Origin of the sequence: Kitasatospora sp. NPDC059817 (assembly GCF_042731835.1) — a bacterium.
Lineage (GTDB): Bacteria > Actinomycetota > Actinomycetes > Streptomycetales > Streptomycetaceae > Kitasatospora.
Map to the genome: position 1 here is coordinate 1 of NZ_JBHWIR010000099.1, position 11821 is coordinate 11821.

General features: G+C 77.0%; 4 protein-coding genes and 1 pseudogene. All 5 read left to right on the forward strand.

Features of this window, described 5'->3' with window-relative positions:
• Nucleotides 1–158 precede the first annotated feature (158 nt).
• The gene (locus ACFV61_RS21305; protein ID WP_380493308.1) at nucleotides 159–1016 is read left to right on the forward strand and encodes a DUF4132 domain-containing protein; all 858 of its coding nucleotides are present in this window, start codon (nucleotides 159–161) and stop codon (nucleotides 1014–1016) included.
• Entirely contained in the window at nucleotides 1013–6181 is a 5169-nt protein-coding gene (locus ACFV61_RS21310; RefSeq protein ID WP_380493310.1) for a hypothetical protein, read from the forward strand. Before ACFV61_RS21305 ends, ACFV61_RS21310 begins: the two co-directional genes overlap by 4 nt.
• The gene (locus ACFV61_RS21315) at nucleotides 6178–7377 is read left to right on the forward strand and encodes an AAA family ATPase (protein ID WP_380493311.1); all 1200 of its coding nucleotides are present in this window, start codon (nucleotides 6178–6180) and stop codon (nucleotides 7375–7377) included. The genes ACFV61_RS21310 and ACFV61_RS21315 overlap by 4 nt, the downstream gene beginning before the upstream one ends.
• 4 nt (nucleotides 7378–7381) lie before the next feature.
• On the forward strand, nucleotides 7382–11269 hold the full coding sequence (locus ACFV61_RS21320; protein WP_380493313.1) for a DUF5682 family protein: 3888 nt from the start codon (nucleotides 7382–7384) through the stop codon (nucleotides 11267–11269).
• Nucleotides 11270–11271: 2 nt separating this feature from the next.
• A pseudogene (locus tag ACFV61_RS21325) lies at nucleotides 11272–11821 on the forward strand (hypothetical protein); the annotation flags it as partial.

Sequence of the window (11821 nt, forward strand, 5' to 3'; positions counted from 1 at the left end):
CGGGCCCCGGCAGCCCGACAGAACAACCGGAGGACAGCCCAGCAGGGCGTCAGTCAGTGGCAGAGCCACGACCACCAGGGACCCGGTTAGAACTATCAGTGTCAGTGGGCCTCGCTACGTTCCTCGCATCGCTGACCGGCAGGTGGGAGGAGACGTCCGTGGCATGGGTGGAAACAGGCGCGGGAGGGTACCGCGTCGCGCTCGACGGGGAGGGCAAGGTGGTCTGCCGCAACGCGGCGGGCCGCGAGCTGAAGTCCCTGCCGTCGAAGCTCGGTGACGATCCGGTGGTCGCCCAGCTCAGGCAGCTCACCGAGTGGCTGGCCGCGCACGAGCGGCGCTGCCAGGAGGACGTCGAGCGGTGGATGGTGCGCTCGCTGCCGGTGCCCGCCGCCGTGCTGACCGCGGTCTGGGCGGACGAGGCCTGGCAGGCCGTCCTGCGCGACCTGGTGGTCACCGGTTCGGACGGTGCCGTCGCGGGCTTCCTGCGCGGTGCGGACGCCGAGCGCGGGCTCGGCCTGGTGGACCTGGAGGGCGACACCGTCCGGCTCACCGACGGCGAGATCCTGATACCCCACCCCGTGCTGCTCCCGGACCTCGACGACCTGCGCGAGTTCGCCGTCGAGCTCGGCGTCTCCCAGCGCGTGCCGCAGCTCTACCGGGAGGTCTGGCACCGGCCGGACGAACGGCCGACCGGCACCGAGGTCACCACCTACGCCGGCGGCCGCTACCGGGAGCTGCGCGAACTGCTCGGGCGCTGTGCCCGGCTCGGCCACCGGGTGCGCGGCGGCTCCGCCGTCCAGCCCGTGGTGGAGGCGGGGCGCACCGTCGAGGCCCGCGTCTGGGTGGGCGACTACTACGAGTACGACGCCTGCGAGACGGGCGCGCTCAGCTGGGCGGGCCCGGACGGCCGGGTGCTGCCGCTCGCCGAGGTCGGCCCGATCGCCTGGTCCGAGGGCATGCGGATGGCCGCCGCACTGTACGCAGGCCGCACCATCGAAGGGGAGGACGCCGCATGACCGCCACCGGACTCGACCAGAGGGCCGTTCAGGACGCCGACCGGAGGGCCGCCCAGGACGCCGGGCCGCACGAGCGGCTGCTCGACGCGGGGGCCGTGCTCCCGCCCGGCACCCTGCCCGGCGTCGGCCGCCCCGACAGCGCCGCCGACGTGCTCACCGCCCGCGCCTACACCCACCCCGCGCTCGACGGGCGCCGGATCGTCCGGCTGGTCCCCGGCGCGCTCGGACCGGCCGAGGACCTCGCCGTCGACTTCCTCGGGCTGGTCCCCGACGGCACGCCCGCCGAGGTCGGCCAGGTCCGCCAGGAGGCGCTCGGCTTCCCCGCCTGGGCGCTGGTCCACGACCCGGCCAACGGGCACCACGCGCTCGCCCTGGTCAAGGAGATGGAACGGCTCTCCCGCCAGGCCCGGTCCAAGCCCGGCACCGCCAAGGACGGGTTCGAGGCGCTCGCCGCCCGCCTCGGCCGCGCCGTGCCGCACTTCCTGCCCACCTTCTGCGAGGAGGTCGGCCGGATCTTCCTCGCCCACGGCAACCAGACCTACGCCGCCAACTACTTCGGCAAGGCCCGCGAGGCCGAGCGCACCTACCGCCTGACGGTCGACGAGGAGCGGCTGCGCGCCGTCTTCCTGGAGTTCGCCCTGGCCGGCGCGCTCACCGTCAAGTCCCTGCGCCAGTACGTCAAGGAGCTCGCCGGGCGGCTCGACGCGCTGACCGCCTGGCAGCGCTTCCGCCAGCTCTGCACCGAGCGCTCCGCCGCCGGCATGGCCCCCTACGCCGGGGTCGCCGAGGACGCCCGCGCACTGATCAAGGCCGCCGGGTTGGACCGCGCCGAGCACGAACAGGCGCTGCTCGCCGAACTGCTGGCCGGCCCGGGTGCCAACCGGGCGCCCGGGGCGTTCTGGAAGTCCTGGCACGGCCCCCTGGCCGAACTCGGCCGCCGCGACCCGGTGGTCCGGGCCCGCCTGCTGGAGCTGATGCCCGACCCGGCCGGCACCGACGCCGCCGTGAACGACACCGCCTGGCTCGGCCTGCTCGCCGAGACCGGGGCCGAGCAGCTGCTCACCGGCCCGCGCGCCGAGGGCGCCGAGCCCGCCGCCGCGTGGCTGCAGCGCTGGTGCCACCACCTCGGGCGCGGCTGGCGCTCCCGGCCCAGCTGCGCCGCCACCGTCGCCCTGGCCGGCCGGATGGCCGAGCGGCTGCGGGCCGACGGCGTCCCGGTGGACCTGTACACCGGCGTCCACAGCAGCCAGACCCAACTCGACCTGCTGGACCGGCTGCTCGCCGACGGCGTGCCCGTCGCCGACCCGTCGGCCACCCTCCGGTTCGACCTCAAGGACTGGGTCGACCAGTGCGGCCCCGACAGCGCCGGCCTCGCGGCCGTTGCCGCCGACCCGCGGTTCCGGCCTGTCCTGCGTGCCGCGACCCCGCCCGCCTGGGAGACCGCCGTCAAGCGGCAGGTGCCCGCCCTGCCGCTGCTGCGCCGCCTGTTCGAGGAGTGGGCCGAACTCCGGACCGACGAGCTGACCGCCGCCCGCGGCCTGGCCGGCGCCGCCGACCTGGTGAGCTCGCTGAGCCCGTACCGCACCGCCGTGCGGGCCGTCGCCCCGGCCGCCGCCGAGCGGATCGCCGCCCTCGATGTCACCGCCCTGCTCGCCGGGGCGCTCGGCGCCGGCATCCTCGACGAACTCGGCTGGCCGGCCCTGGAAGAGGCCCTGGCCAAGCTCGCCGACCCGGCCGACCCCGCCAAGCCCGTGGACCCTGCGGACCTTGCCGGCCCCGACTCCGCCGTCCCCGACTCCGCCGGACCGGACTCCGAGTCGCCCGACACCCCCGGCCTCAACGGCGGGCGCCTCACCGGCCTGATCGTCGAGGACGCCTGGCCGCACCTGATCCTCGCCCGCCACGACCAGGCCGTCGTGGTCGGCCCGCAGGGCGTCCTGCTGGAGCACACCCTGCGCCTGCCCCCGGCGAAGGAACGCTGGAACCAGCCCCGGCTGCGCTTCGTCGACGGCGAACTCCTCGTCGCCTGGCACCAGGACGGAAAGCAGCACGCCTACTGGTCCAGCCAGCCCGGCGAGGTCGTCGAACTCACCGGCGAGACCATCACCGGCTACCACTACGGCGACCGGGATCCCGAGCCCCCCTCCCTCCCGCTGCCCGGCGGCGGCCGCACCACCGGCGAACGCCCGCTGCACCCCGGCGACACCCGGATGCCCGCCGAACACCGCGTCCTCGGCGACGGTACCGGCCACTGGACAGTGCGCTACGGCCAGGACGGCGCCGTCCTGCGCGAACTCGACCCGCACACCGGCGCCCTCGGCCGCGCCGCCGAACCACCGGTGATCGCCGCCACCGCGGCCGCCGGCCGACTGACCCTCACGCGCGCCCGACTGCTGCCGCTCCAGCCCGGCCTGGAGCAGACGCCGCTCGGCACCGACGGCACCGTGCTCGGCAGCTGGGTCCGGGTCGACCTCGACCGTGCCGTCACCACCACCACCGCCGACGGGCAGGTCATCGTCCTGCCGATCACCGACGGCCACCCGGACCACGTCCCGGTCGGCCGCCTCACCCTCCCCGGCCAGGCGCAACCGGTCGTCACCGAGGCGCAGCGCGACGGCCTCGCCCTCACCCTGCCCGACCTGGCCGCCGAGACCGACCGCACCGTCGACCTGCGCCCCTGCCGCCCGGGGGACTTCGCCGCCGCCGGCACCGCGCTCGTCCCCCCGCTCGACCACTGGCACGCCCTGCGGCCCCGCGACGAGGCGGGCTCACGCGTCCTGCGGGCCGTCGACACCGAGCAGGCGGCCCGCCTGATCGACGCCGCCTGGCCGACCGACAGCCGGCCCGTGCCCGAGGACGAGCAGCGCTGGATCACCGCCCAGGGCGTCCGACGCCCGCTGGCCCAGTCCGGTGGCGCCCGCCGCGTCCTGCCCGTTCAGGCGGTCGGCACCGTCCTGCCCGGCATCAGCCACCCGCTGCTGCTCGCCGGGGTCGCCGGGCTCGCCCGCACCGCCGCCGACCTGCTCGACCGGATCGCCCGGTTCGTCCCGCAGCCGGAGGCCGAGAAGCCGTCCAAGGCCGAGGCCGCCGAGTACCGGCCCGAGCACGGCCGCGACCACGAACTGCGCGAGGCCGTCACCACCCTCCTGCCCGACGTCGCCTGCTTCGGCCCCAACTGGGGCGGCGGAGACCGGTGGCGGGTGCTCAACAACCTGCGCGCCGTCACCGCCGTCCTGGCAGACCCGCCGGCCGCCACCGGCGAGGGCTGGAGCACCCCGGCCACCGTCACCCTGCAATACGGCGGCACCCACCACGGCTGGCTGCACCTGCTCGGCCGTCTCGACACCCTCGCCTACGCGGTGGCCGCCCCGCTCACCGAACCGGCCCACCGCTCCAGCCTCGTGCTGCTCCTCGGCGAACTGACCGAGGGAGTGCTCGCCGACCGCGGCGCCACCCTGCGCGAGATCGTCCTCGGCGAACCCGCCGACCGCGCCAACCGCCACCAGCCCGCCGTCCCCCGCGAGGGGCAGGTGCTGCGCCACGGCGACCGCACCGTCGTCATCCTCGGCCACCGCCGGCACCACGAGGGCACCGAGCAGTGGTACGCCGTCGACCACGACCCGAGCGGCGCGTTCGGGCCCGTCGCCCACTTCACCACCGTCAAGGAACGCGGCACCGAGGAGCGGGTCGGCGCCGCCTGGATCGCCGCGTTCCGGCAGGCGGCCGCGCTGCACGGAGGCGCCCCCTGGCAGCTCGACCGCGCCACCGCCTTCGGCGGGCTCACCGGGATCGGCGCCGCCCGCGCCGCCCTGCTGCTCAGCCCGCCGCCCGGGCTCTTCCAGTGGCACAGCGCCGTGCTGCCCGCCGACCGGCTCGCCGAGTACGGCCTCAAGTCCACCGAGGCCAAGGCCGCCCGGGACTGGCTGCGCGGCCGCGACCGGGACGCCCTCGCCGACGTCTGGGGCGCCCTGCTGCCCGCCGACCCGAAGACCCTCTGGACGGAGGGCCCCGACCTCGACGCCGGCGCCGCCGCCTGGATCCGGCACTTCGGCCGGCTCGTCACCCTCCCCGAGGCCGCCCAGGCCACCGTCAAGGGCGCGCAGATCGAACACATCGAGGCGGTGCTCAACCCCGCACAGACCCCCTGGCTGACCGGCACCACGGCCTTCCGGCTCAGCGACGGCGGCGGGTCCACCCCCCAGCTGCTCGCAGAGGACCAGAGCGCCGCACCCGCCTCCGGCGACCTCGGCCGCGCCGTCGACGCCCTGCGCTGGCTCGCCTACCACCTGCCCGCCGACAGCCCGCTGCGCCCGCTGCTGCCCGCGGCCGCCGCCGCGCTGCGAAGCCGCCTCGCCGACCCCGACCTGCTGCTCGACTTCCACCTCGTCCACACCACCAAGGGCGCCTCGATGTCGGCCGTCCTGCGCACCCACTTCGGCCTGCCGGCCGCGGGCGGAGCCGACCCGAACGGACTGGTCGACTGCGGCCCGGCCCTCGTCCTGACGCCCTACCACGACGAGTACGAGCGGGTCTGGCTGCGCCCGGCCGGGCTCACCGGCCCCGACGACCCGGTGCTCGAACTGCTCGGCGGGCTGGGGGCCAGCTACTGGCTGGAAACCGAGCGGGGCGCCATCGAGGCCGTCCTGCGCGGCGAAGTGGAGCGCCTGGCAGCCGCCACCACCGAGGCGGTGGTGGCCGCCGACGGCCAGACCTGGCTACAGCACCCGCAGCTCACCGTCCCCGACCTGGTCGCCGAGGCGGCCCGGGCCCACGGCCTCGGCGAGGACGCCGCGGTGCTCTACCTCCAACTGCTGGCCCTGCCCGACCCCACCGACCGCAACGTCGCCCGCTGGACGGGCTGGAAGCCGGCCAGGCTCAAGCGCGCCCGCGTCGAACTCGCCGCCACCGACCTGGTGCTGGAGGCCAAGCGGGCCCGGGCCGGCCGCACCCTCTTCCTGCCCGGCGGCTGGCAGGAGGCCAAGGCCCCCGCCCTGCCCGCCGAGACGTGGAAGGCCGCCCTCTACGAACTGCCCACCCACCGCGTCCCGCTGCCCCACCTGCCCGTCCCGGAGCTGTTCGCCCGGGCCTGGCAGCGGACCCTCGACGGCGACGCCCCCGGCTACGAAGAGCTCCAGACCAGCAAGCGCAGGAAGGCCCACCGATGAGCACCACGCCGACGAACAGCACACCGACGAACAGCACACCGGCGGGCAACACGAAGGCGAGCGCCGACACCGCCCCCGCGAGCCGGCAGATCATTCCGCCCGAGGAGAAGCACGCCGCCGAACTGGAGTTCCTGGCCGCGTACGACAGCGGCCCGCGCCCGCCCGGCTGGCGGCTCACCCCGCGCGCCGTCGTCACCTTCGTCATGGGCAGCGACGGCGAGAAGCTCAAGGCCGGCCGCCGCGGCCTCGCCATCGAGCAGAAGTTCGTCGGCGAGCGCGCCCTCGTCGAACGCTGCGTCGTCACCCTCGCCGGGGAGCGCGGCCTGCTGCTCGTCGGTGAGCCCGGCACCGCCAAGTCCATGCTCTCCGAACTGCTCGCCGCCGCCGTCTGCGGCACCAGCGCGCTCACCGTCCAGGGCACCGCCGGTACCACCGAGGACCAGCTCAAGTACGGCTGGAACTACGCCCTCCTGCTCGCCAAGGGGCCCAGCCGGGATGCCCTGGTGCCCTCCCCGGTGCTCACCGCGATGACCACCGGGGCGGTGGCCCGCGTCGAGGAGGTGACCCGCTGCCTGCCCGAGGTGCAGGACGCGCTGGTCTCCCTGCTCTCCGAACGGCGGCTCTCCGTCCCCGAGTTGGCCGGCACCCCGGACGGACAGCTGCACGCCGCCGCCGGCTTCACCCTGATCGCCACCGCCAACCTGAGGGACAAGGGCGTCAGCGAGATGTCCGCGGCGCTCAAGCGGCGGTTCAACTTCGAGACGGTCGGCCCGATCGCCAGCCTCGCCGCCGAGGTCGAACTCGTCCGCCGGCAGTCGACCGTCGCCGTCGCCCGCGCCGGAGCCCCCTACGCGGTGGACGACGCCGTCCTGGAGGCCCTCGTCACCGCCTTCCGTGACCTGCGCACCGGCCGTTCCACCGAAGGCTGGGACGTCGAGCGCCCGTCCACCGTGATGAGCACGGCAGAGGCCGTCTCGGTCGCCACCGCGCTCGGGGTCACCGCCGCCTACCTGCCCGACGGCGGCGACCTGCTCGGCCGCCTCCCCGGCCAACTCATCGGTGTCGTCCGCAAGGACGACCCGGCCGACGCGGCACGGCTGCTCGGCTACTGGGACGGGCCGGTCCGCCGGCGCGCCGAACAGGGCGCCGGCACCTGGCGCACCCTGTGGGACCTCCGCTCGGCCCTGGAGGCATGAGGCGATGACCAGCACGGTGACGCCCGCCCCGGCCGGCCCCGATCACCAGGCCGGCCGCGACCACCAGGACGGCCCCGTCCGTCCGCTCCGCCCCGGCCACCTGGACGGCCTGGACGACCCGCGCCCGGCCGTCCGGGCCGAGGCCGAGCGGCTGGCCGCCTCCGGCACCGGCCGGCCCGGGCCCTACCTGATCGGCGTGCGGCACCACGCGCCGTCGCTCAGCGCGGTCCTCCCCGCGCTGCTCGACGCCGTCAAGCCCGAGGTGGTGCTGGTCGAACTCCCCGCCGAGTTCCAGCCCTGGCTCGGCTGGCTGGCGGACGAGGACACCCAGGCCCCCGTCGCCCGCGCGGCCGCCCCCCCCCCGCGCCCGCGGGGGGGCGGCGCCCCCCCCCCCCCGCCCCCGGCGCCCGGGCGCCCCCCCCCGGCGCGCCGCCCCCGCGGCCGGGGCCCCGCCGCCGACTCCGGCCCCGGCCGGCTCGCCTTCTACCCGTTCGCCGACTTCTCCCCGGAGCTGGTCGCCCTGCGCTGGGCCCGGCGCAACGGCGTCGAGACACTCGCCTGCGACCTCCCGCTCGCCCACCGCACCACGCCCCACGAGGAACAACAGCCCGCCCCCGGTGCCCCCGGCGCCCCCGGTGTCGCCGACGCGCTGCGCCACCGCCTCACCGGGCGCGATTCCGACGACGACCTGTGGGACCGCCTCGTCGAGACCGCAGCCCCCGGCTCCACCCCCGACGCCGTCCGGCGCGCCGCCCTGCTGGTCGGCTGGGCGCTGCGCCGCGACGCCGAGACCGGCCCCGGCGTCGACCCGTACGACCTACGGCGCGAAGCCTGGATGCGCGCCCGGATCCGGGCCGCGGCGGCCGACGGGCGCCGGGTCGCCGCCGTCGTCGGCGCCTTCCACGCGCCCGCCCTGCTCGACGGGCCCGCCGCCACCGAGGAACCGCCGCACCCGGACCACCTCGGGCACGCCCTCTCCCTGATCCCCTACACCTACCCGCTGCTCGACGCCCGCTCCGGCTATCCGGCGGGCATCCGCGATCCCGAGTGGCAGCACACCGTCCTCGACGCCGGCGGCGACCCCGACCGCCTCACCCGGGCCCTCACCACCACCGCCGTCCGGATCTGCGAAGCACTGCGCAGCCAGGACCACCCCTCCGGCCCGGCCGACGCCCGCGAGATCGTCCGCCTCGCCGGAGACCTCGCCCGCCTGCGCGGCCACGCCGCCCCCGGCCGCGGCGAACTCGTCGAAGCCGTCCAGACCGTCCTCGCCCAAGGCGAACCCCTCGGCCGCGGCCGGGCCGTCGCCCGGGCCCTCGAACGCGTCCTGGTCGGCACCCGAACCGGCCGCGCCACCCCCGCGGCCCCGCGCAGCGGGCTCGCCCCCGCCGTCGAAGCCCTCCTCGCCGACCTCGGCCTCCCCGGCCCCGCCGACCCCGAGCCCCGCGAACTCCGCCTCGATCCGCTGCGCACCCCCCTCGACCGCCGCCGCGAGATCCTCCTCCACCGCCTCACCGCCTGCGGGGTCCCCTACGCCGGCCCCGTCACCACCACCGGCGCGGGCGGCACCGAAGCCATCGGCACGCGCTGGCGCCTCCACTGGACCCCGGCCGCTGCCGCGATGCTCACCGTCGCGGGCGCCCGAGGCGTCACCCCCGGGCAGGCCGCCGAAGGCACCCTGCGCGAACGCCTCCGCCGTGAACAGCAGGCCGACGGCCCCACCGCCCGCGAGGTCCTCCAAGGCCTCACCGACGCGGCCGCCTGCGGCCTTCCGGCCCTCGCGGACACCCGCCTCACCCAACTCGCCACCGTCCTCCCGTCCTCCGGTACCCTCCCCGAACTCCTCGACGCCCTGGCCCTCCTCGACCGCCTCGCCGCCGGCCACCTCCCGGGCTACCCCCCACTCGACACCCCCGACACCCGAGACACCCCCGGCGCCCCCGGGGCTCTCGCGCCGTCGCCCGACCTGGGCGCCGCCCCCGGCGGGTCCGCCGAGCCCGGCCGGCAGGAGCCGGCGCACCTCGCCGCGTTCCCCGACGGCTCCGCGCCGTTGCCCGGTGCGGGCGGGGCGTCGGCCGGGCCGGCGGGGCGGTTGGGGGCGGTGGGCGAGGTGTTGACCGTGGCAGCCGTGCGGCAGCTGGAGGGGTTGGGCGGGTCGGACGATCCGGCGGATGCGCGGGCGCTGGTGGAGCTGGCGCGGCGGGCGGATCTGGACGGCGGGTTGCGGCTGGGGCACGTGCTGGCCGAACTCGCGGACCGGGGGAGTCCGTTGGTGCGAGGCGCAGCCGGAGCGGTGCGGGTGCTGCTGGGGCGGGAGCGGGCGGAGGCGCTGGGCGGGCGGGCGGCTTCGTGGGTGGACGGGGCGACCGACCCGGAGGCCCGGCACGCGCTCGGGCGGGGGCTGGTCGGCCTGCTGACGGCAGCGGAGGGCCTGTTCGCCACCGCGCCGGAGGCGCTGGAGCCCGTGCTGGAGCGGATCACCTCGCTGCCCGACGCCGCCTTCCTGGACCGGCTGCCGGCGTTGCGCGGGGGCTTCGACACGCTCAGCCCGGCTGCCCGGGACCGGTTGCTGGTCCTGGTCGAGGAACGCCTGGGCACCCGGCTCGCGGGCCTGCCCGAGGAGGTCCCGCCGGCGGTGGTGGCCGGCTGGGTCCGCGCGGATCTGGCCGCCCGCGCGGCGCTGGCCCGGCGCGGCCTGCTGCCGGAGCCCGGGGGCGATCCGGTGCCCGAGCCACCGCACCGCGTCGAGCCGCTCCCTTCCGCATCCGTCGCCACGCGGCACGCCCTCGCCCCGGCCGAGCGCTGGCGGCTGCTCCTCGGTCGCCCCGGCAGCGGTGGCCTGAGCGGGCGGTGCGCCCGACTCGCCACCGCCCTGGACGAGTTGTACGGCAGCGGGCGAGGCGAGGGCTCCGGCCCGGGCCTGGACGGGCGGTCCGGGCGGGGCGGCCGCGAGGCGCCCTTCCCGGGGGTGCGGGAGTGGGCCGAGGAACTGTCGGCGCTGTTCGGGCCGGGCGTCCGGGAGGAGGTGCTGGCGGCCGCCGTGGCGCAGGGCCGGACGGACGTCCTGGAGGCGATCGAGCCGGGTGCCGTCCGCCCGTCGGTCGACTTGCTGCGCACGGTGTTGGAGCATGCGGGCGGCCTGCCGGAGGCGAGGGTGGCGCGGCTGCGTCCGCTGGTGCGGCGTCTGGTGGACGAGTTGACGCGCGCGTTGGCGACCAGGCTGCGTCCGGCGCTGACCGGGATCAGCGTGCCGCGGCCGACGCGTCGGCCGGGTGGCGGACTGGACCTGGACCGGACCATTCGCGCCAATCTCGCCACGGCCCGCCCGTCGGGGGACGGCGGCACACTCATCGTGCCCGAGCGTCCGGTGTTCCGGACCAGGGCCCGGCAGGCGGCCGACTGGCGGCTGATCCTGGTCGTGGACGTCTCCGGGTCGATGGAGGCGTCGACGGTCTGGGCGGCGCTGACGGCGTCGATCCTGGCCGGGGTGCCTTCGCTGAGCACCCACTTCGTGGCGTTCTCCACCGAGATCGTCGACCTGACCGAGCGGGTGGAGGATCCGCTGAGTGTGCTGCTGGAGGTGCGGATCGGTGGTGGCACCAGCATCGCGGGCGGGCTGCGGTATGCGCGGAAGCTGGTGACGGTGCCGTCCCGGACGCTGGTCGTGGTGGTCAGCGACTTCGAGGAGGGCGGCCCGGTGGGCGGGCTGCTGGCCCAGACCCGGGCACTGGTGGATTCCGGTGTGCACCTGCTCGGCTGCGCCGCGCTGGACGACACGGGGACGGCCCGCTATTCGAAGGCGGTCGCGGGCCAGTTGGTCGCGGCCGGTATGCCCGTGGCGGCGTTGAGTCCGCTGGAACTGGCCCGCTGGGTGGGGGAGAAGGTGCGATGAGCGTGGCGGAGCGGACGAGCGGCTGGCCGGCGGTCCGGCCGGAGGTGGTCGCGGAGGTGGTGGCCGGGTTGAGCGCCCGGTTGCAGAAGCGGCTGGACGGCGCGGCGGCGAAACTGGCGGAGCGGCCGGTGACCCGTTGCGGTGACGAGTGGCGGGTGGAGGTGGACGAGGAGACGGCGCTCGTGCTGCGCGCCCCGGGCGCGGTGGTCGCGGATGCGGCCGACGTCCGTTGCGGCTGCCTGCTGGCCCCGGCCTGCGTGCACCGGGCCGCTGCGGTCATGCTCTGCCCGTTGGCCGAGCTGGCGGAGGAGCCCGGGGAGCCCGAGGAGGTCACGCCGACCGAGGCGGCCCCAGCGCCCTCGGAGGAGCCGCAGGAGCGACGGGAGCCACGGGAGTCACAGAAGTCACAGGAGGCGCAGCCCGAGGCCGGGCCCACCCCGGTGGGGGTGGGGGGGGGCCCCCCCCACCCCCCGGGCGGGGGCGCCGGGGGGGGCGCCCGGGGGTGCGGGGCGGGGGGGGGCGCGCCGGCCGGGGTTGTGCGGGCGGCCCCCC